We start from the raw sequence: 393 nt of genomic DNA, 5'->3' as shown, positions 1-393 counted from the left end.
GATGGGTATAAGAGACAGGGATGGAGGCATTGTCTAGAAATAATAATCCGCTCCACGGTTCGAGCCTAAAAGCGATTTTCCTTGTGGTTGCATCAACTGGAAGGTTTTTTAATGCCTCTGCAGTTTCTCTTGTGCCGTAATTTATGTTGCTTTGTGTCCCTGGGCATCGGTCAGTTCCAGGGGAGAGTCGATCTGGTCGCGCTGGTACCGGTAGATGCGACTATCCCCTGGCTGCTGCATGCCCTGCACGGTGGCCAAAGGCACGAAGCTGCCCGGCTCGTAGACGAACAGGCTGGCTTTGCCCCCGCGCTGGCTGTGCACCATGAGGTCGCCGTCCCACAGGTAGCGCGTGGTGCCGAAAGCATCGGCCTTGGCCACACGCCGGCCGAGCGC

1 protein-coding gene is annotated in these 393 nt (G+C 57.5%); it reads right to left on the bottom strand.

All coding sequences use genetic code 11. The features are described 5' to 3' along the window. Positions 1–141 precede the first annotated feature (141 nt). A partial coding sequence (locus HNV26_RS37725) for a hypothetical protein (protein WP_216613103.1) occupies positions 142–393 on the bottom strand: 252 nt, incomplete at its 5' end.

This window comes from Myxococcus xanthus (assembly GCF_013116825.1).
GTDB classification, from domain to species: domain Bacteria; phylum Myxococcota; class Myxococcia; order Myxococcales; family Myxococcaceae; genus Myxococcus; species Myxococcus xanthus_B.
Note: the sequence above shows the minus strand (reverse complement) of the source record. Positions and strands in the feature narration are given on the sequence as shown.